This is a genomic window from Priestia taiwanensis (assembly GCF_014638355.1).
Classification (GTDB): Bacteria; Bacillota; Bacilli; order Bacillales; family Bacillaceae_G; genus Priestia_D; species Priestia_D taiwanensis.
Genome location: NZ_BMFK01000001.1, coordinates 327522 through 348867, shown reverse-complemented (window position 1 = coordinate 348867; position 21346 = coordinate 327522). Strand labels below are relative to the sequence as shown.

23 protein-coding genes are annotated in these 21346 nt (G+C 38.5%); 1 reads left to right on the top strand and 22 read right to left on the bottom strand.

Annotated elements, in window-relative coordinates:
* Positions 1–7: 7 nt before the first annotated feature.
* From IEV41_RS01795 to dinG, 8 genes are all read right to left on the bottom strand, one after another.
* The gene (locus tag IEV41_RS01795) at positions 8–529 is read right to left on the bottom strand and encodes a YpoC family protein (RefSeq protein ID WP_188386743.1); all 522 of its coding nucleotides are present in this window, start codon (positions 527–529) and stop codon (positions 8–10) included.
* Positions 526–1176 (bottom strand): endonuclease III, encoded by a 651-nt coding sequence (gene nth, locus IEV41_RS01790; RefSeq protein WP_188386742.1) that lies wholly within the window; start codon positions 1174–1176, stop codon positions 526–528. Before nth ends, IEV41_RS01795 begins: the two co-directional genes overlap by 4 nt.
* Positions 1177–1254: 78 nt before the next feature.
* On the bottom strand, positions 1255–1959 hold the full coding sequence (locus IEV41_RS01785; RefSeq protein WP_188386741.1) for a DnaD domain-containing protein: 705 nt from the start codon (positions 1957–1959) through the stop codon (positions 1255–1257).
* 130 nt (positions 1960–2089) lie between these two features.
* Positions 2090–3382, bottom strand: a complete 1293-nt coding sequence (asnS, locus tag IEV41_RS01780) for an asparagine--tRNA ligase (RefSeq protein ID WP_188386740.1) — start codon at positions 3380–3382, stop codon at positions 2090–2092.
* Between the two features lie 139 nt (positions 3383–3521).
* Complete coding sequence (locus IEV41_RS01775) at positions 3522–4721, bottom strand: pyridoxal phosphate-dependent aminotransferase (RefSeq protein ID WP_188386739.1); 1200 nt, start codon at positions 4719–4721, stop codon at positions 3522–3524.
* A gap of 30 nt (positions 4722–4751) precedes the next feature.
* Positions 4752–5189 carry a hypothetical protein gene (locus tag IEV41_RS01770; protein WP_188386738.1) on the bottom strand — a complete coding sequence of 146 codons (438 nt, stop codon included), beginning with the start codon at positions 5187–5189 and terminating at the stop codon, positions 4752–4754.
* Between the two features lie 85 nt (positions 5190–5274).
* Entirely contained in the window at positions 5275–5445 is a 171-nt protein-coding gene (locus IEV41_RS01765) for a YpmA family protein (RefSeq protein WP_188386737.1), read from the bottom strand.
* A 235-nt stretch (positions 5446–5680) separates the two neighbouring features.
* A complete protein-coding gene (gene dinG / locus IEV41_RS01760; protein WP_188386736.1) occupies positions 5681–8467 on the bottom strand; it encodes an ATP-dependent DNA helicase DinG in 2787 nt (928 codons plus the stop codon).
* A gap of 231 nt (positions 8468–8698) precedes the next feature.
* On the opposite strand from dinG, the gene IEV41_RS01755 reads away from it, so the two are divergent.
* Entirely contained in the window at positions 8699–9262 is a 564-nt protein-coding gene (locus IEV41_RS01755) for a nucleoside/nucleotide kinase family protein (protein WP_188386735.1), read from the top strand.
* Between the two features lie 48 nt (positions 9263–9310).
* Here the strand turns inward: IEV41_RS01755 and panD are convergent, their stop codons facing one another.
* From panD to IEV41_RS01685, 14 genes are all read right to left on the bottom strand, one after another.
* Positions 9311–9694, bottom strand: a complete 384-nt coding sequence (panD, locus tag IEV41_RS01750; RefSeq protein WP_188386734.1) for an aspartate 1-decarboxylase — start codon at positions 9692–9694, stop codon at positions 9311–9313.
* Complete coding sequence (gene panC / locus IEV41_RS01745) at positions 9679–10563, bottom strand: pantoate--beta-alanine ligase (protein WP_188386733.1); 885 nt, start codon at positions 10561–10563, stop codon at positions 9679–9681. Before panC ends, panD begins: the two co-directional genes overlap by 16 nt.
* The gene (gene panB / locus IEV41_RS01740; protein WP_188386732.1) at positions 10554–11399 is read right to left on the bottom strand and encodes a 3-methyl-2-oxobutanoate hydroxymethyltransferase; all 846 of its coding nucleotides are present in this window, start codon (positions 11397–11399) and stop codon (positions 10554–10556) included. The genes panC and panB overlap by 10 nt, the downstream gene beginning before the upstream one ends.
* A gap of 334 nt (positions 11400–11733) precedes the next feature.
* Positions 11734–13143, bottom strand: coding sequence for an HD domain-containing protein (locus IEV41_RS01735; protein WP_188386731.1), 1410 nt, complete (start codon positions 13141–13143; stop codon positions 11734–11736).
* A 93-nt stretch (positions 13144–13236) separates the two neighbouring features.
* The gene (locus IEV41_RS01730; RefSeq protein WP_268235137.1) at positions 13237–14220 is read right to left on the bottom strand and encodes a biotin--[acetyl-CoA-carboxylase] ligase; all 984 of its coding nucleotides are present in this window, start codon (positions 14218–14220) and stop codon (positions 13237–13239) included.
* Positions 14205–15401 carry a CCA tRNA nucleotidyltransferase gene (locus IEV41_RS01725; RefSeq protein ID WP_188386730.1) on the bottom strand — a complete coding sequence of 399 codons (1197 nt, stop codon included), beginning with the start codon at positions 15399–15401 and terminating at the stop codon, positions 14205–14207. The genes IEV41_RS01730 and IEV41_RS01725 overlap by 16 nt, the downstream gene beginning before the upstream one ends.
* The gene (bshA, locus tag IEV41_RS01720; protein ID WP_188386729.1) at positions 15394–16530 is read right to left on the bottom strand and encodes an N-acetyl-alpha-D-glucosaminyl L-malate synthase BshA; all 1137 of its coding nucleotides are present in this window, start codon (positions 16528–16530) and stop codon (positions 15394–15396) included. Before bshA ends, IEV41_RS01725 begins: the two co-directional genes overlap by 8 nt.
* Positions 16527–17234: a bacillithiol biosynthesis deacetylase BshB1 gene (gene bshB1 / locus IEV41_RS01715; protein WP_188386728.1), complete on the bottom strand. Its 708-nt coding sequence runs from the start codon at positions 17232–17234 to the stop codon at positions 16527–16529. The genes bshA and bshB1 overlap by 4 nt, the downstream gene beginning before the upstream one ends.
* 13 nt (positions 17235–17247) lie before the next feature.
* Positions 17248–17634 (bottom strand): methylglyoxal synthase, encoded by a 387-nt coding sequence (locus IEV41_RS01710; RefSeq protein WP_188386727.1) that lies wholly within the window; start codon positions 17632–17634, stop codon positions 17248–17250.
* Positions 17635–17643: 9 nt separating this feature from the next.
* Entirely contained in the window at positions 17644–18444 is an 801-nt protein-coding gene (dapB, locus tag IEV41_RS01705) for a 4-hydroxy-tetrahydrodipicolinate reductase (RefSeq protein WP_188386726.1), read from the bottom strand.
* Positions 18437–18781, bottom strand: a complete 345-nt coding sequence (locus IEV41_RS01700) for a nucleotide pyrophosphohydrolase (protein ID WP_188386725.1) — start codon at positions 18779–18781, stop codon at positions 18437–18439. Before IEV41_RS01700 ends, dapB begins: the two co-directional genes overlap by 8 nt.
* Before the next feature lie 131 nt (positions 18782–18912).
* A complete protein-coding gene (locus IEV41_RS01695; RefSeq protein WP_188386724.1) occupies positions 18913–19593 on the bottom strand; it encodes a zinc metallopeptidase in 681 nt (226 codons plus the stop codon).
* 94 nt (positions 19594–19687) lie between these two features.
* Positions 19688–20452, bottom strand: coding sequence for a sporulation protein YpjB (locus IEV41_RS01690; protein WP_188386723.1), 765 nt, complete (start codon positions 20450–20452; stop codon positions 19688–19690).
* A gap of 111 nt (positions 20453–20563) precedes the next feature.
* Positions 20564–21331 carry a menaquinol-cytochrome c reductase cytochrome b/c subunit gene (locus IEV41_RS01685; protein ID WP_188386722.1) on the bottom strand — a complete coding sequence of 256 codons (768 nt, stop codon included), beginning with the start codon at positions 21329–21331 and terminating at the stop codon, positions 20564–20566.
* Positions 21332–21346 lie beyond the last annotated feature (15 nt).

Below are 21346 nucleotides of genomic sequence, written 5' to 3'. Positions count from 1 at the left end.
AAAAAGCTCACAAATTGTGAGCTTTTTTTGATAAGATTTGTTGTTTCACTGCAATCTTTTCAAATTCCTCATATAACTCCCTTAACTGAACAAAAGAGTGATAATGATCAGGTGATTCTAAGATAAATTGCAAGCGTTCCTCAATATTCAACGGTTTAATTGGCAGCTCTTTCATAGATATAAGAATATCATCTATGCCCGCTACGTATCGTTCATTCAACCAGAATATACTACTAACGAAGTGAGCAATGTATCTCACCATAAAAGGTCGTGCCCCTTTACGATTACGATTTTTAAACAACTCCGCTACTTCTTCTATTGTTTCTTTCCATGATTCAATGATTTCTTGAATATGGACAAAACGATTTTCCCACGGACGTAATAACTCTACCTCTTCTATATACGCAATATCATATAAAAAGTACGGATTGTCCGTAATCCCGTTCTCTACTTTATATAATAAAACATGTTCCCCTACGTAAAATGGTACATGTTTGAAAGTAATTGGAATGTTTATGATCTGACTCATTTCTTCACCTTCATTCGCTTTTTACCTTCTCGACAAACTTCTACTAGTGGACAGCTTTCACATCCAGGGTTTTGCGCTTTGCAGTGATAACGCCCAAAGAAAATCATACGATGATGCGCCACAGACCATTCATCCATCGGAATTTTCTTCATTAGTGTCTTCTCTACTTCTAACACAGAATCCTTCCAACGACAAATTGCAAGCCGCTTACTAATTCTCTCTACATGTGTATCGACAGCGATAGCTGGTACACCAAATGCGACAGATACAACGACATTTGCCGTCTTACGCCCAACACCAGGTAACTTTGTTAATTCATCACGATCTTGTGGTACCTCACCACCATATTCATCAATCAATAATTGAGAAAGCTTCTGGATATTTTTTGCTTTATTACGGAATAACCCAATAGAGCGAATATCTTGCTGAAGCTCTTCTAATGGAACTGCCAAATAATCTTCTGGTGTCTTATATTTTTGAAAAAGTTTTGCGGTTACTTTATTAACAAGCGCATCTGTACATTGTGCAGATAAACTAACTGCAATGACTAATTCAAACGGATTTTCATGATTTAATTCACAATGTGCATCTGGAAACATTTCGCCCATTGTATCCAAACAAAAACGGATATCTTTTTTCGTTAACATCTTTCCCTCCACTATTCATTCGCCCTATATAGTATCTTCTTCACAACAGAGAAAATAGCGAGAGGAAGCCCCTCGCTATTATTGATCCAACCAATTATAAAACGGAATGGTGCCCTTATACTCTTGCTCCGCCTTTGCTGGTCGTTGTTGTTGGAACTGTCGAAACTTCTTCCCTTGTTGTTGTGCTTGTTCAATCGTTTTAATGTTATTCTTCTTCCATTCAAATAAGATACGATCGATATAACGGAAATTAAGCTTACCACTTATAACCGCTTCACGTAACGCCGCTTTAATTAATTCAGGCGCATGGCTATCTTGATCTTCCCACATTCGAAGTGTATCACACTCAAACGGTGATAATGGTCGTCCAAATTCTTGTTCGAAAATAGAATATAAATGTACTTGATTTGCTTCTTCTACTTTTTTCTTTTCTTGCACTACTTCGTTTGATAATGAGTACATCATTTTCTCCCATAATGGTTGCAATGTATATCGCTCCATTATAACAGGAGAAGCTACACTCTCTTGCTCAATCGCCAAAAAGCCTCGTTGAAATAATTGACGCAGTATATCGGTACAATGAACGGATGTAATCGTCATCTTCTCCGCAATTTCATCTGGTGTTGGAAATGGATTTCCGCTTTCGATAAACGTATGAATATGAAGAACAACCATCATTTCTAGTTCATTTAATCCGACCTTTTTGTAGTTGTTCATTAATAATTTCGGAATGGCAATGCTTCCTTCTTGTAACCATTTAATTAGCAAATGTTTGTTTTCCATGAGCAAGACACCTCGTTTTTTAGTATACCACGCAGATTAAAAAGGTGTGTAAAAGACATTTATTTCCCTCTCACCTAAACGGGGAAGAGGAAAGGAAGAAAATCCTCCATATGTATGGAGGATTTCTCTATTAAGGGTATAAACGATTTAACAGACGTGGGAATGGAATTGTCTCACGAACGTGTTCAACACCTGAAATCCAAGCTACTGTACGCTCTAGACCTAATCCAAAACCAGAATGCGGTACAGAACCGTATTTACGTAATTCTAAGTACCACTTGTATGCATCTGATGTTAAATCATGCTCTTTGTAACGCTCTTCTAATAATGCGAAGTCGTCGATACGTTGTGAACCACCAATGATTTCTCCGTATCCTTCTGGTGCAATTAAGTCTGCACATAATACAACATCATCACGTTTTGGATCTGGCTTCATATAGAATGCCTTAATCTTCGTTGGATAATGCGTAATAAATACTGGCTTATCGAAACTCTCAGCAATTGCTGTTTCGTGTGGTGCACCGAAATCATCGCCCCACTCGATATCATCAAAGCCTTTTTCGTGTAAGAATTTAATTGCATCATCATACGTGATACGTGGGAATGGTGCTTGAATGTTCTCAAGCTTCGAAATATCACGGCCTAATGTCGTTAATTCTAATTTGCAGTTTTTTAATACAGATTGAACTAAGTATGATACGTAGTTCTCTTGTACAACCAAGTTCTCTTCATGGTCACAGAATGCCATCTCAGGTTCAATCATCCAGAACTCGATTAAATGACGGCGAGTTTTCGATTTCTCAGCACGGAATGTTGGGCCGAATGAGAATACTTTTCCTAACGCCATTGCTGCTGCTTCCATGTATAATTGTCCACTTTGAGAAAGATATGCATCTTCATCAAAGTATTTCGTTGCGAATAATTCAGTTGTTCCTTCTGGTGCACTACCAGTTAAGATCGGTGGATCTACTTTCGTGAAACCATTTTCATGGAAGAACTCATATGTAGCACGAATAATTTCGTTACGGATTTTCATTACCGCATGTTGACGCTTCGAACGTAACCATAAGTGGCGGTTATCCATTAAGAAATCCGTACCGTGTTGTTTCGGCGTGATTGGAAAATCCACTGATTCAGAAATAACGTCCACATTAGTTACCGTTAACTCGTATCCGAATGGTGAACGCTCATCTTCACGAACAATACCTGTTACATATAATGATGTTTCTTGTGTGATTGATTTTGCCTTTTGGAAAATTTCTTCTCCTACTTCTTCCTTCACGACTACACCTTGGATAAATCCAGATCCATCACGAAGTTGTAAAAAAGCAATTTTACCACTAGAGCGTTTATTAGCTAACCACGCTCCGATAACGACTTCTTGTCCTACGTATTTGCTTACTTGCGATATAGTTGTTTTCACTTACAAGTTCCCTCCAACAATACTTCCTAATTCAACGGAATGTTACATAATAATACTCATTATACCTGCCCCATTCATATAGGGCAATGCTTTATGTTTAGCTTATAGAGAAAAACTTGGTAGTTAACCAAGTTTTTCGTCAATTCTTACTTAAAATGCTTGTTTTTTCTTTCATGAATTCATCCATACGCGAAACTGCTTTTTCTAATAAGTCTAATGATGTTGCATACGATAGACGAATATTATCTGGTGCACCAAATCCTGAACCAGGTACAATAGCTACTTTCTTCTCTTCTAATAGTGCCGTGGCCCACTCATCAACAGAAACATATCCACTTAACTCTGCTGCTTTTGACACGTTCGGGAATAAATAAAATGCTCCTTGCGGCTTAATACAAGAGAATCCTGGAATCTCTACTAACTTTGCATAGATGATATTCAGACGCTCTTCAAACGCTTGGCGCATTTCTTCTACCGTCTCTTGAGATCCTTCGTATGCAGCAATGGTTGCGTATTGTGCAATCGATGTAGGGTTCGATGTACTATGGCTAGCTAAGTTCGTCATCGCTTTAATAAGCTCTGCATTACCCGCCGCATAACCAATGCGCCATCCTGTCATTGAATGTGATTTCGACACACCGTTAATAATAATCGTTTGCTCTTTCAATTCTGGTGAAAGCTGTGCGATAGACGTATGTGTTGCACCGTCATATGTCAACTTCTCATATATCTCATCTGATACAATTAAAACGTTATGTTCTAAGCAAACTCCTCCTAACTCAGCTAGCTCTTCCTTACTGTAAATCATTCCAGTTGGATTACTTGGCGAGTTAAGAATAATTGCTTTTGTATTTGGTGTAATAGCTGCTTTTAACTGGTCTTTCGTAATTTTGTACTCATTCTGTTCTAATCCATCGACATAAATAGGGATACCACCTGCTAATTTCACTTGTTCAGGATAACTTACCCAATATGGAGTTGGGATAATAACTTCATCACCTTCATCTAAAATTGCTTGGAACAATGTGTACAAAATATGCTTTGCACCTGATCCTACAATTATTTCAGACGGTAAATATTCCAATCCTTGATCTGTACGAAGCTTATTACAAATTACTTTTCTTAGTGATAGTAAACCACCAGACGGTGTATACTTCGTATGTCCTTCATTCATTGCAATTACAGTTGCGTCGATGATGTGCTGCGGTGTATTAAAATCAGGCTCCCCCGCTCCTAAAGCAATAACATCATGTCCTTGATCTACCAACTCTTTTGCTTTTGCTGTGATTTCTAATGTTGCAGACGGTGTTAACGAAGCTACTCGTTTTGCTAACTTCATTCTTCTTTTCCCCCTAGATTCGATATGAACTTATTTCGGTAAAGCGTAACGACTACTCAATTCTCCAGTTTTGAAAATAACTTGACGATATGTCAAAAGACCTCGCGTATCTACAAACGTGAACTCCCAAATAGGTCTATTATGCACATCAATACCTAAACGAATTGACTTCATCTCAGCTACGTCGTCGTGTGCTGTTACAAGCGAAAGGGCTTTTTCTTCTGTAATTCCCTCATCTTTCTTCACACTAACAGCCTCTCCGCCTTCTTCTGGAATGAATACAATTACTTCTGCATCCTCATTATCAGCACCTATAAATACAGTATAGGCATTTGTCTCACCCGAGCAATTTTCACGTTCCTTAGCGCAAGTTCCATGATAATAATTTGTTGAATACACTTCTGTTATATTCGCCTCTTGTTTCGCACGATTCAGTGCTTCTGTTTCATTCGGGATTTTGCTATTCATGATATAGTAGTACATATAAACGGCGTACGTGATACTGCCTATAAGGATTATGCTAGAAATTACCACCCATTTTTTCATATCATCACTACGATTTATAAATTGTAAATACTGCCATGTCTTGGTTTTCTTTATCTAGCGCTAATCCAAATACTAAATCTTTATCCTTTAATGTACGGTTTAAACTGTCAACAAGCTTGTATAGATCTGATCCATTCTTCACCTTTACTGTTGACAATACCTCCATCTTATTTTCCATAACTAAAGCCTCCACATTTTACACAAATTTTCTACTTATATTTGTAACAACCTCGGCAAAAATAGTAGTACGTGATTTACCTTATCTGCTACTCATATGTGTAATATTATAGCATACAACTACTGACTTGACTTGTAGCAGTTGAGTACTTTCTTAAAAAATCTCCAACCCACATTCCTGCCTGAAAGCAACTGCTTCAGGCAGTTTCATTTTTTCTATCTAACAAGGAATACGTTCAACTTTTTTCTTCTCGTACGGACTCAATAATGTCATTCATCTCTAATTCCTGAATCGGTACATGTGGGATAGAGTGAAGAAAGTTTTTTCCATAAAAGGCAGTAGTAATACGTTTGTCTAATACTACAAACGTCCCCTTATCGTCTTTCGTTCGAATTAATCGTCCGAAACCTTGTTTAAAGCGAATAATTGCTTGTGGCAGAGAATATTCTTTGAACGGATTGCCACCTTCTCGCTTAATCTTGTCCATTTTCGCTGCACTAACTGGTGCATCGGGTGGAGCAAATGGTAATCGGACCATTACTAAGCAACTTAACCCTTCTCCTGGAACATCTATCCCTTCCCAGAAGCTCGTCGTTCCAAAAAGAATCGCTTTCTTAAATTGTTGGAAATTCTTCGTCAATCTCGTGCGACTTCCGCTATTTACACCTTGTGCTAATAAAACAAACTCTCCCATCGACTCCATTTCCTTCATTAACTGATACGTCTTTTTCAACATATCTGCTGCTGTAAAGAGAACGAGCATCTTTCCTTCGGTCACTTCCGCTAATTTAGCCAAATAATTAGCAACGTTCGTGACGTATGCTTCTTGAGAGACCTCTTTAATTGTTGGTATATCCGTCGGAACATACATATTCACTAGTTGCTTATACGGAAATGGCGATGGAATGGACATCGTTGTTACGTGCAATTCTTGTAAACCTAACGATTGTATCACATATTGAAAACTATCATGCACTGTTAATGTAGCAGACGTTAATACGACACTCTTCTTCTTAGCAAAGAAACGTGTTGCTAATTCGTTAGAAACATCAATCGGTTGACTATATAAAATTGTCGAGTGGAACGTCCCTTTCGCCTCCACTTCCATCCACGTTATATCTTCATTTCTAGTAAGTAACAATTTATGAAGGATATCTGTCATTTCATCAAGCGCGTCAATAACACGCATAAATTCTATCTGTTTGACTTGATGAACATCATCAGCCAGCACGAATGATTTCATTTCCTTCATTTTATCCAGAAGGTTTCGGAGCATTGTGTATACTCGATTTGCAACCTCTACGAGAATTGCCCAACGCCCATCACTATCATTCGTTGTATCATAACGGTATGTCATCCGATTTATATCCATCGCTAACTGTTTCTTATTTTTGTGCAACACGTATGCATGAAGCAATCGAAATAAATCATCACTCTCCATCTTCACATCACGTAGGAGCGCATCTACTTGTCCAAATTGTGCCGCATATGCTGATTTACACCACTCTTCTTTCAATTTACTTAACAATTCGCGTTGATCAAGTGTACCAATGCGTGTTAATAATTGATGCAATCGCTTCGCTTGGAATACCAAACCCGTAGAACGGCTTGCTACCTCTTCTATATGATGTGCTTCATCTAACACAACATGCTCATACGAACTTAACAAACCATCGTCCGAAAGATCCGTTAATAACATCGCATGATTCGTTACAATAAGGTCTGCCACGAATAAACGATGAATTGCTCGTTGATAGAAACAACGAGCATGCCATGGATTTCGCTTCGTTGTAGGATTATATGTATCACTACAGATACGATTCCATAGTAACTTACCACCAGTTGGCAAGTTCAACTCATCGACATCTCCCGTTTCTGTTTCTGTTAACCATACAAGAATCTTCGCTTTCGTCAATACAATGTCATAGTTTGTATCCTCTTCTTGAAGCGCATGCTCAAACTTATATAGACATAAATAATGATGACGTCCTTTAATTAACGCTACTTCAAAGGAGAATGGTACAATTTTTCTTAACATCGGAATATCTTTCTCCACAAGTTGATGCTGTAATTGTGTTGTTTGCGTACTCACAACAACTGGCATCTCTGTCTTCTTTGCAAAGAAAATAGCTGGAAGTAAGTATGCTAACGATTTCCCTATTCCTGTTCCTGCTTCAATCATTGCAACCTTCTTGTTACTGAAGGTTGCATTAACCATATCCATCATCTGAAGCTGCCCTTCACGTTCTTCATATACATCCATATGAGTAGACATAATGGCTGCTAACCGTTCTTTTTTGAATGTTTGGAAATCAGGTACGTCTTCCTCATCAAACTGCATTGTAAATGTACGGTTTTTGATGGCGATGCCACGATAAATATCATAGCGCTTCTCGTCCTCATTCACGCATAACATTTTGCGAATAAGTATACGTGAAATTAAATCATAAATATTACTTTGCAAGTATCTACTAAGTACCTGTAGTTGCTTCAACGTTGTAATTGGTAACGTATCTAACTTCTCTATGAACATCAATAGTAATTCTGCTGTAACGAGCGCATCACTATCTGCTTGATGTGGATTCTCATGGGTGAAAGCAAAATAGGAAGCAAGGTCACCCAATTTATAACTATCAATTGTTGGCAACAAAATACGTGCCAACTCTACTGTATCAATCGTTCGATATGCACCGTACTGAATTCCAATACGATTAAACTCATGATGTAAAAAATTCAAATCAAATTGAACATTATGTGCAACGAAATACGAATCCTTAAGCAATTCAAGTACGTCGTCTGCTATCTCTTCGAATAGCGGTGCTCCTTCTACCATTTCATCATGAATACCTGTAAGCTCCGTAATAAATGACGGTATCGGCTTTTCAGGGTACAAAAACGTCGAATATGTATGTACTATTTTACCTTCCTCAATTACGACTGCCGCAAACTGAATAATTCGTTCATCTGTTTTAGAAGCATTGCCCGTAGTTTCTAAATCAATAACAACATAGCGGTTTTTCACTCGCAACACCTCCACTTCAATACAAAAGGTATCTATTCCTTACTATACCAAATTTAACGGACATCAAACATAGAAACTTTGCCTTCTATATGAGAAAATTGCCGTTAGGTTGGTACTATTTAAGTTCATCGTTACTGCGATGAATCACCATTTATCTAAATAAGCATATTATTCGTATTTAGACAAATTATCATGATAACATGTATAACACCATTTTTAAGGAGGGATTGGATGGGTCAACGACCTACAGTCATTTCAATTGCCGCTGTTTCAGGAGGCGGAAAAACAACTATAACAAAACACTTAGTAAGTGAATTTTCTAGCGCAAAAGCGCTATATTTCGATAATTATTTATTCGACGAATATCCAAGTGATAGTTGTACAAACATAGATACAGGAGTTACGGATGACGAATGGGTATTAACATCATTTATTTCAGATTTGCAAACATTACTCCATATCTCCCCCTCGCTCGATTACATTTTTCTTGATTATCCATTTGCTTATTTACATGAAGCAATGAAACAATATATCGACCTCGCAGTATATATTGACACACCGTTAGATATTGCAATGGCAAGAAGAATTCGACGTGATTTCAAAGACTGTTCTATAGCAGAAATACACGATTACGTATTGCATTACGAAACATATGGACGAACAGCATACTTAGAAAGCATACATTCCGTGAAACCAAACTCGGATATCATCATTGATGGTACCTTTTCCGCTTCTGTCATTACAAAACAGCTAGTAGAAGAAATCAAACAAAGAAAACTAGCAAAGAGGCTATAAAAAACAAGCTCAATTGGTCTTTTTTGACCAATTGAGCTTGTTTTTCTTTTATTTAATTGTATGTGCTAACTCTTCGCCAGCTAGTTCGATGATTTGGTTCTGTTCATCCATAAAGGCAATCCTCGGCTTATGCTCATGTATCTTCTCTTCTGCTACCATTTTATACGCAATAATAATTACTTTATCGCCTACTTGTACAAGACGTGCTGCAGCACCGTTCAAACAAATAACACCACTACCGCGCTCTCCCTTGATAATATACGTCTCTAATCGTGCACCATTATTATTGTTAACAATTTGTACCTTTTCATTTTCTAGAACACCAACTGCATCCATAATATCTTCATCAATCGTAATACTACCAATATAGTTCAAATTTGCCTCAGTCACGGTTGCACGGTGAATTTTCGCGCTCATCATTGTACGGAACATGTTATTTCCTCCCCTTTATTCGCATGAACAACAAATACTGTATTATCTATTAGTCTAGCTTTAGAAAATCTCACTGCTAGTGCAATAATAAGCTGACCTTCTAACACATCAACTTGCTTCAATGTTGGATATGCATATATTTCGACGTAATCAACTGTACCACTCGTATTAATCACTATCTCTTTTTCGATAAACGAAATGATACTCTCTGCAGAAGTCTCACCACTGTGAATCATTTCCTGTGCTAACTCTAAGCTTCGTGATAAAACAACTGCTTCTTTACGCTCTTGATCTGTTAAATATACATTACGAGAACTTTTTGCTAGGCCGTCTTCTTCTCGCACAGTTGGCACACGAACGATTTCAACTGGAATGTTGTAATCATCTACTAATCCTTGCACAACCGCTACTTGCTGTGCATCTTTCATGCCCATATATACTCTATCTGGCAAGACAATATTAAATAATTTCGCTAATACTGTTACAACTCCGTCAAAATGACCTTCACGTTTCGCTCCGCATAGTACATCTACTCGATCTACTGCTGTCATTGTTGTAGCAAGAGGCATTGGATACATCTCTGTACTCGTTGGATAGAATAAATAATTAACACCCACAGATTGCGCAATACTTTCATCACGTTCACTATCACGAGGATATTGTTCAAAATCTTCATTCGGTCCGAATTGCAATGGATTAACAAATACACTTAAAACAACGATATCATTCTCCGCACGCGACTGCTTTAAAAGTGTCGCATGCCCTTCATGTAAATACCCCATCGTCGGAACAAATCCAATCGTTTTCCCTTCTTTGTGAAGGTCTTTCGCAATAGTTTGCATTTCGTGAATAGAATGAATTATTCGCATGATACACTGCCTCCATATAATGCTAACATTTGCTCTTCCTTCATTGTAAATGTATGTTTCTCTTCCGGGAATTTACGTGCTTTCACTTCCGACACATACTCAGCAATCCCACCTACAATTCGCTCATGTACCGACTCATATTGCTTCACAAACTTCGGCACATGCCCTACACCGTATCCAATTAAATCATGATACACAAGCACTTGTCCGTCCGTCTGGACACCTGCGCCGATACCAATTGTTGGTATACTTAACATACGAGAAATTTCTTCTCCTAATTGCTTCGGTACACACTCCAAAACTAACGCTATCGCTCCTGCTTCCTCACACGCTTTCGCATCTGCCAATAGCTTCCTCGCACTCTCTACATCTTTCCCCTGTACTTTGTAACCACCTAATACGTTCACAGATTGCGGTGTTAATCCTAAATGAGCTACAACAGCTACTCCAGCTTTCGTTAATGAAGAAATAACGTCAATGACATCATCTGCTCCTTCTACCTTAACTGCATTTGCACCACTTTCTTGCATAATACGTCTTGCATTTCGTAGTGTATCTTCTTTCGAAAGATGGTATGACATAAACGGCATGTCCGTTACAATAAACGTTTCTTTCGCACCTCGTCGTACAGCCTTCGAATGGTGAATCATCTCATCAACTGTTACAGGAATTGTTGAATCGTATCCTAGAACGACCATTCCTAATGAGTCCCCCACTAAAATCATGTCTACGTTTGCCTCTTCTGCAAATTTTGCAGAAGGATAATCGTATGCTGTTAACATGACAATTGGTTCTCCTATTCGTTTCATTTGCACAAAATCAGTTGTTGTTTTCATTTTCTTCCTCCTCTTTTGTAGAGAAGAGGTGATGATTCAACGATTATCTTGTATGTGTAAACAAAAAACTCCTTTTTCTACATAGAGAAAGAAGGAGTTAGCAACATCGTTCGTTATCATCCCTCTGTCCCCGTCCTATTTGTGGATCAAGGCAGAATCCGTATTATCTCGCATTAATGGATGGTCCATTAATATCCAATTAGGTCAACTGTTATATAGACAGTTTCCCCTTTCGCTTTTCTGCTTTACGATGAATGGTGTAGTTCCAATGCGGATACTACCCGATTTCGAATTCATTATACCAAATAGTAGCAAGTATTTACTACATTTTTATTTAGGAAACATCTTCTTCTGTCATTTCAAGTATTTCTGACAGAGTATGCATCGCTTTTGACGTATAGACGTGATGTAGCCACTCCCATCGTACTTGTTCTTGATTCTCCACAATTAACTCCACCACATCCATATTATGCAGCAACTCACCGATAGATTTATATATTCCGTTCACCTTCGCACCACCTATATGAGTGGCAACAGATGGATCAAATGCAAAAGCAAAATCAAGAACAGTTGCTCCCTCTGGTAACGAAACAACATCTAATTGCTTCGTAAAAACGTTCATTTCACGCTGAAATAACTCAAGTGAGACGAAATCATAAAATTCTACTGCACTCGTCGAGATTACTCCAGCTGAATAAATAGAGTCTTTCAATAATGCCGTACTCACATTTCTTACTTGCTCTTTCCCTTTTGCCTCCTGTAAAAAATTCCACACACCTGCTTCTTCAAACAGGTAGTCTTTTTCTGCTTGGATAATGACGGTTATCTCCATATCACAAATCATTACTTTCGTCTTTATATGTCTCGAAAATGGTGTTCGTTGTATCGCTAAATTGTCTTCAAATGAGGATGTAATTGGTTGAAATAATTGATGAAGCACTCCTAAGGTGGAATAACAAGCTAGTGGTGAGTCTGTCACTATTTTGATATGGAATAAGTCACTTAGCATATATTCTTCTTGCAGAAGTGAATACGCACGGTAAATCGGCTCTTTATCCCATACAATCATTTGAATAGAGCAAGTCGAATTATTTTGCAGACATAGCCTACACTGTTCTATTGCACGGTTAAATAAGTTTGTGTAATTGTGAATGAAGGTACACATCTTTTCATACATGGTAGGTTGTAACTGTTCAAACGCTAGCTCTTCTAATTCTGCTTGCATCTTCTTTAAACCTAGCTTTTCTGCTAGAGGAGTGAAAAATACGACTGTTTCATTCGCATATGAGATTCGCTTTTCTACTTTCTTGACAGATAGTGTTCTCATGTTATGAAGTCTATCTGCCAACTTAATTATTGCAACACGAATGTCTTGCTCCGCTGCTAGCAATAACTTCTTAAAGTTACTCGCTTTGTATTCATCTTCTTCGACGGATCCTTTCGCTGTTTTCGTTAATCCATCAACAAGAGAAGCTACTTCCTCACCAAATACACCCTGTAGCTCTTTCAAAGGAATAGATGTATCTTCTACGACATCATGTAATAGTGCAGCAATAAGTGATGAACAGTCTGCACCGTAATCCGCTAGTATGTTGCAGACTTGCATTGGGTGTGTCACATACGGTTCTCCTGTCGCTCGAAATTGACCTTCATGAGCATTCTTCGCAAATTGAATTGCCTTTTGTACGCTTTCATATTCTTCTTTCGTCAAATAATCCACTTTTTTTCGAATTACATTTTCCACCTCTAGCACCTCCATTTTCTATTCCTTACACAGAAATATAACATATTTTAACAAAAAAGAGTTTGTTCATTTTTTGAACAAACTCTTTCCTATTTATGAATTCACTTCAATATCAGCAGAGTAAACAAGATGGACATTTCCATAATTATCTTCCAACTGCAAGACTCCCTCATCCGTAATACCAAGTACTTTACCTTTTAACGTGCTTGATAACGTGCGAGCTGTAATTTCTTTTCCAACTGACAATGCAAAACTTTCCCATAAGAGTTTGATTGGCTTAAATCCATGTTCTAAGTATTGCTTATATAACTTCTCCATATGGAAGAAAATACGTTGAATCAATGTCGCTCGATTAATCTTTTCTCCTGATTCAATTCGGAGTGAGGTAGCAATATCTTTCACTTGTTCAGGAAAATCTTCCTCTACACTATTTACGTTAATACCCATTCCAATAATAACACTATTGATTTGATCTGCTTCTGCTTGTAATTCTGTTAAAATTCCAACAACCTTCTTACCGTTCATCAAAATATCGTTTGGCCATTTAATATCTGCTTGCACATGTGTCACATCACGAAGAGCAAGAACGATACTAACTGCCGTTAACAACGTTAATTGTGGCGCTTGTTGTGGCGGCATCTTCGGTCGTAAAATGAGGCTCATTGTTACAGCTTTTCCTTTTTGTGAATACCATGAACGGTTCATTCGCCCACGACCAATGCGTTGCTCTTCTGCAATAACGACTGTTCCTTCCGGCGCTTGTTCATACGCAATTTGGGCAGCAATCTTCTGAGTAGAATCGACTGATTCTTCGTATTGAACGTAACGGCCAATAAATTCCGTTTCTAAGCCCAACATAATCTCGTTTGCTGTCACACGGTCAGGTTTTTCAATAATTTTGTATCCTAGACGACGTACTGCCTCTACTTCATAACCTGCTTTGCGAAGCTCTTCAATGTGTTTCCACACAGCTGTTCTACTGCAGCCGAGTTCGTTACTAATTGCTTGTCCAGAAACATATCCTTCTTTTGCTTCCGAGAACATTTGAAGCAATTTTGTTCTTATTTCTGATCCCACATGTTCACCCACTCTCGTATTTTCTCCTGCTTATTCTGCAATCGACCACTTACTACTTCGCGTTCAATAACATGCAATAATTCTGCTACCCACGGTCCACCTTTTTTCGGTATCCATGCAAGAATATCACTTCCGTTTATAGCAAGCTCTTTACTACTCGTAATCGGTAAGGATGTATGTAATTTTTCGATACGCGTAATATTTGCTCGTATCGGTTCATTATGAAGAATTGTTCGAACGCGTTCAATAGACATAGCATCTTCTTTTCCAAGTGCATACAACGAGTAGATATTCCAATCATTCTCTTCAATATCATATACACCCTGAACAATCTTTTCTATTTTCTTTATTTCTTTATTCGACAGCTTCCACTTTCGTAACGTAGAGCCTGGATCTCTTACATCCATTAAATAAAAAAGTAACGCCCAATGTTCTTCTTTCGCATTAAGTTCCGTACATGCATAATTACATATGCGATACATCTCTTTTTCGTATGAGGCAAAGCCTGGTAAGAAACCATGAAGACCTGTATCGATAAGTAACCGCATCGCTTTTTGCATATACGACCCTGTTAACAACTTCTCAAACTCTACCGCAATGCGTTCAATTGCAATATGTTGCAGTAACTCACCGTGTTTCATGATAGCTTCTTTTGTCCGCTCTTCAAGAGAAAAGCCTAACGTACTAACAAAGCGAATACCACGCATCATGCGGAGTGCATCTTCAGAGAATCGCTCATATGCATCCCCTACCGTTTTGATTTCACGTTTCGCAATGCTCTCTTCTCCGTTAAACGGATCCAGTAACCTCCCTTCACGTGTCATCGCAATTGCATTCATCGTGAAATCACGTCGCTTTAAATCTTCATGTAAGGAACGAACAAATACGACAGAAGAGGGGCGACGAAAATCTTCGTAGCCCGCTTCTGTTCGGAATGTTGTAATTTCATAGGAATCTTCTTCGTGTAACACCATTACCGTCCCATGCTGCAATCCAATTGGCACATGCTTTGGAAAAAGAGTCATAATTTCTTCTGGCGTGGCAGACGTGGCAATATCAACATCGTTAATCTCACGTCCTAATACCGCATCACGCACACTTCCTCCAACAAAATACGCTTCATATCCTGCACACTCTATCTCACGCAAAACTGGTTTCGCTTTTTCAAAAGCACTATTCATGCGCGCAACCTAACACTTCTTTGTATATTTGTTCATACTCATCAACAATTTTCCCAGAACGGAATCGCTCTTCAACAGCTTGAATAGAAAACTCGCTCATTCGCATGCGTAAGACTTCATCAGTTAAAATCTCAATTGCTTTTGCGGCAACATCCTCTACATCACCTAGTTCACAAATATAACCGGTTTCACCATGTATAATTACTTCTGGTATACCTCCAATATTTGTACCGATACACGGAACACCACAGGCCATGGCCTCTAATATAACAAGTCCGAAGCTTTCTTTCTGCGACAATAGTAATTTCACATCGCTAATAGAAAGCAACTCTGCTACATTATCTTGTTTCCCTAAGAACAATACTTTTTCTTCTAACCCTAGCTGTCGTACTAATTTACAGACAAGCGTTAACTCCGGACCATCTCCTACTAACAATAACTTAGCAGGAACTTCTTTTTGAATAAGATGGAATGCTTTCACAACATCTTGAACTCGCTTCACTTGTCGGAAGTTCGAAATATGTATAACGACTTTCTCATCTTCTTGTATGCCATATTCTGCTTTTAAGTGCTGGCTGTCAACTTTTCGATACACACGCTCGTCGACAAAATTATACACCGTTTGAATCTCTTTTTTCGTCTCAATTAACTCATTTGTTTGCCCAACTAATTGATTCGAAACAGCTGTTACAACATCCGATTTCTCGATACCAAAACGAATTAATTCCGTTAACGATGGATCATGTCCAAGTACGGTAATATCTGTACCGTGAAGTGTCGTAACAATTTTCAAATGTTCTCCTACCATTTGTTTCGCAAGATACGCACAAACAGCATGTGGAATCGCATAATGCACATGTAATAAATCAAGATTTTCACGGTTTGCTACTTCTGCCATTTTCGCTGCTAATGCTAAGTCATAAGGCGGGTATTTAAAAACCGAGTACTGATTTACTTCTACCTCGTGATAATAAATATTTGGATATACTTTATTTAAACGAAACGGCATGCTTGAAGAAATGAAGTGAATTTCATGCCCTTTTTCAGCTAATAATTTCCCTAGTTCTGTCGCAATAACACCCGAACCACCGACAGTTGGATAACACGTAATACCAATTTTCAACTTCATGTTATCACCCCCACTAAATCATGTTGAACGAGCAACGGTTTATCTGTTATAAAACCTTCTCCATATGTTACGTTCACTTCTTTTCCGAACACTTTATCACGTGCAATAACCGAATCTACATAGCCTGTTGTTAATGGTGTCTCTACACCACTCTCTCCTGCAGAAAATTGGCTTGCATATGCTCGTAATGCATCCTTTTTCACTTCTACCTCATTCGTAATATCAATAATGAATGAGGTATGATGAAAACCATTAATCATGTAATAATGGAAAGCTTGCACACGATGCGCCTTGTATTCTGGTAGAAATTTGCGTACACCTGCTGAGAATAATGCTTCTCGTACAAGATTTGCACAATTCGCATGATCTGGATGGCGATCTTCATAATAAGGTGCGAACACAACTTTTGGTTGATACGTTCGAATGATACGAACTATTGCCGCGATATATTCTTCTTTCATGTATAACCCGCGGTCTGGCAACTCCAAATTCGCTCGTGCAGAAAGACCAAGCACTTCTCCCGCTTTCTTCGCTTCTTGTTTACGTAACTCAACATTCCCATTAGAAGATAACTCTGCCAATGTTAAGTCACAAATCCCTATTTTTGCGCCTGTTTTCACATATTTCGCAATCGTCCCGGCCATACCAATTTCCACATCATCTGGATGTGCCCCAAATGCCAATATATCTAAAGCATCTGTCATAATTTTACTCCCTCTATCTTTGAAAGATTCCTTTATCTTGCTTTAATGCATGTAAGAATACCGCTGCGCTCGTCTTGTTTGTTGCAACTGGTACTTCATATACATCGCATAAACGTAATAATGCATTCACATCTGGTTCATGCGGTTGTGATGTTAATGGATCACGGAAAAATACAACTAAATCCATTTTCTCATTTGCAATGTATGCTCCTATTTCTTGGTCTCCACCAAGGGGACCCGACTTAAAACGATGTACCTGTAAATTAGTTGCTTCCATGATTTTAAGTCCTGTCGTACCTGTTGCATATAATGTATGCTCTTGTAATACATGTTCATTCTCTTTCACAAACGTAATCATTGTTGATTTCTTCTTATCATGAGCAATTAAAGCAATATGCATGTTGGCCACCTACTCGATAATATTTTCTAATCCGTATACTAGCGTTTGTAGCTTCATTACTTGTTCAATTGATAATTTCACACCACTCATAAATGACCCACGGTTAAATGAATCATGCTTCACTGTCAGAATCTGACCGTCACCACCAAAGATTACTTGCTGATGCGCTACTAATCCTGGTAAACGAACACTATGTATATGCATACCATCTACATTTGCTCCGCGTGCACCTGGAAGCATCTCCGTTTCATTTGGATGACCTTGTACTTTCGCTGTACGTACTTCCTTAATCATTTCAGCTGTCTTCAACGCTGTTCCAGACGGTGCATCTAATTTACGATCATGATGTAACTCAATGATTTCTACATCATCGAAGTAATGTGCTGCCATTTTTGCAAACTTCATCATTAAAATAGCACCAATGGCAAAATTAGGAGCAATAATAGCACCAAGTTCTGCTGCTTCTGCTTTTTCACGTAACTCATGAATTTCTTCTTCTGTGAATCCAGTCGTTCCGATAACTGGACGTAAGCCGTACTGAAGTGCTAATGCAATGTGTTTCTTACCTGTTTCAGGATTGGTTAAATCAAGAAATACATCTGCTTCTACTTCTTGTACACACTTCTCTGCATCTGTATAAACAGGTGCATCAAGTGCCGGCAATCCTTCCATGTCACGCACATATGTATATTCTTCTTTACGGTCAATTGCCGCTACTAACTCAAAGTACTCTGTTTCATGAATTAACTTGCATGCCTCTCTTCCCATATTCCCTCTTGGGCCTGCAATAATAATGCGAATATTATTCATTTGTTACTTCCTCCTCAATTCTAGTCCAACGGTCTTTATCTCTCGTGTTGAACTTGTTCATCACCATATCATGTGCTTCTTGTAAATCAATATTTAAACTATTTGCTAAGCAAATAAGGACGAATAGCATGTCACCCATTTCTTCTTCGATTGCCTTTTCTTTCTCTGTCGATTTCTTCGGCTTCTCTCCGTAAGTGTGGTTCACTTCACGAGCTAGTTCTCCTAGCTCTTCTGTCAGTCTTGCTAGCATCGCAAGTGGACTGAAATAACCTTCTTTAAATTGGCCAATATATGTATCAACTTCTTGTTGCATCTCTGCCATTGTCTTTTTCGTCATCTCGTTTCACCTCTATCATTATATAAGACAAGCTTCATTCTAAGTATAGTGTACGATGTCCAAGTTTTCCACCATCTAAATGAGTGGAAACACGAAAAAACTATCTCCGTTATCAGAGATAGTTTTTTTCTTTAGTCATCGCGCTGCATACCAGTGTAAATAAGTACTAAACGAAGTAATTCAAGAACTGCTACTGCCGCTGCTGCTACATATGTAAGAGCTGCTGCATCTAACACTTTCTTTGCTTTACGTTCTTCTCCACTATTTAGCAAACCTAGGCTATTCATTTGTGCCATTGCACGACTAGACGCATTAAATTCCACTGGCAATGTAATAACTTGGAACAGAACACCCGCTGCTAGCAAAACAATACCTACTAAAAGCATGTTCGACATACTTGCAAATATGCCAATTAATACGAATATCCAAGAAAGGTTTGAACCGAAATTCGCCACTGGCACTAATGTATGACGGAATCGCAAGAACGAATAATCTTCTGCATCTTGAATGGCATGCCCTACTTCGTGAGCTGCTACCGCTGCTCCTGCAATCGAATTTCCGTAGTAATTATTTGTAGACAAGCGTACTGTTTTCGTACGTGGGTCGTAATGGTCAGATAATACACCTGGTGTTTCCTCAACAGCAACTTCGCTTAATCCATTTGCATCGAGAATCTTTCTAGCAACCTCTGCCCCATTCATGCCAACTGACGCGAATTCCTCGGAATATTTACGATAGGCACTCTTTACCTTCATTTGTGCATATAGAGGCACTAGCATAATTATCGCAAAGTAAATGATATAATATGTCATATCGCATCTCCAACTTTCTATTGTTATTTCATAGTTCTATTGTAGGCATATCTATTAGTTGCTGTCAATGGTTCATCCTATTTATCTAGCTCCTCTATATCGCTCCATTCTTTCTTATTGTCCGATATTTACGAAGCGATGCATATAACAACACTAATAGAATCATCCCTCCAATAATAAAACTAATCCATATAATTGAAAGAATTGTTTCATCTTTATGAGGTTCATCAAATAACGTATACAGTTCGTCCTTTAACATTTTAAATTGAGTATCAGCAAACGCATTATTCATCATATGATGACGATTTGTTTCTACATACGTGAGGTTCGTATCTAGTTTATCTAACTGCGCATCTTTCAAATGTAATACGAGACTCGGGTAAATAATATCCATTTGTGTAACAAACCTATTGTACGCTTGTTGAAACGCTTTATTATCTTTTTTTTCTAATGCTTCTTCTACTGATAAGAACGTAGACAACACTTGCTCTTTCCGTCCTAACCACATCGGATTATACTTCGCTGTCGTAGCATCAATCGCCAAACGTAGCCGGAGCACTTGCTCATACACTTCTTGTCTCGTCTTCGTCTCATCTTCCACTGCATATACCGCCTGCTTAAAGACAGTCGATAATACCTGTTCTTTCGTTCCTTTTATATCTTCTGCCAAACTAGCAGAGGACAATACATCTGATAATTGCTTTAACATTTTATCTGCTTGATCCAAACGATTTTGTTGCACGACTTGTAAAATATCATCTACACTTTCCCCGAGACTGTCTGCCTTACTTGCTGCTTGTACCCCGACTGGTAGAAGAACAGCAATCATGATGAACACACAAACTACTATCCGCTTCATCCTTCATCCCCCCATACTCTTCCTTCTATCGTATGAAAAAAGGGACAAGAATAGAACGTTCTATTCTACATAGAAAAAAGACTAGAGTACGTACTCTAGTCTTTTTTACGCTTATTTTTTACCGATGTTTGCAATGTACTCCGACATTTGTTTTAATTCTTCATCAGTACCTTTGAAAAGACCAGCTGGCATGCTTCCTTTACCTTCTTTTGCGATTTTCGCAATATCTTCTGGTTTTAAGTCTTTTCCTTGAAGGCTAGGTGCAGACGCACTACCTTCTAAGTTACCACCATGACAGCTAATACACGTACCAGCTTTAAGTAACGCATATTCTGGAGCTGCTTGATCAAGTGGAATGAACTCACGAATCTTCCCTTGTTCCTTCGCTTTATCCCAATCATGATACGCTACTGATTCCCATGTTAAGAAAATAATACTTGCCACTGATAATAACATTAATCCTGTTGCGATTGGACGCTTCGCAGGACGTCTTTCTGGACCACGATCGATAAATGGTGCTAATAATAATGCACCAAATGCGATACCTGGCATAATGAATGCACCGATAACCGTATACGGACCAGCTGCATATGTATACTTCAGTAATTGGTATAAGAACAAGAAGTACCAGTCTGGTAGCGGAATATATCCCGCATCCGTTGGATCAGCTACACGCTCTAGTGGTGATGGATGCACCACTGTTAAACATAAAAATCCAATTAAAAATACCGCACCTACCATCCATTCCTTTAACAGGAAGTTCGGCCAAAAGGCTTCTGTTTTCCCTGGGTATTCCGAATAGTCTTTTGGAATATTCGGCTTACGAACAGCAGGTATACGCGAATCTCCGACAAATTTCATCCCCTTGCCGCGATGCATAATTTCCCCTCCTCT